The sequence below is a fragment of the Shewanella electrica genome (assembly GCF_022321485.1).
GTDB classification, from domain to species: Bacteria; Pseudomonadota; Gammaproteobacteria; order Enterobacterales; family Shewanellaceae; genus Shewanella; species Shewanella electrica.
Map to the genome: position 1 here is coordinate 1 of NZ_JAKOGG010000072.1, position 235 is coordinate 235.

A 235-nucleotide genomic window follows, 5' to 3' on the forward strand; every position below is an offset into this window, starting at 1 on the left:
ATCTTTTGCAGCCAATGAAACCATTATGTCATCTATACCCTTTTCCATTCCCTTCAGTCCACACATATAGACAAAAGTGTTATCTTTCTTCAGTAATTCCCATAACTCTTCTGCATATTGAGCCATTCGTGTTTGGATGTACATTTTCTCTCCTTTTTCGTTTGTTTGCTCTCTGCTCACAGCAAAGTCAAGCCTGAAGTTGTCAGGATATTTCTCTTGCATCTTCTCAAATTCC

1 protein-coding gene is annotated in these 235 nt (G+C 38.3%); it reads right to left on the reverse strand.

The window, feature by feature from the left end; all coding sequences use genetic code 11:
- The coding region (locus tag L9G74_RS23870) for a hypothetical protein (RefSeq protein ID WP_238898523.1) at positions 1-222 on the reverse strand (222 nt) is incomplete at its 3' end.
- Positions 223-235: the final 13 nt, after the last annotated feature.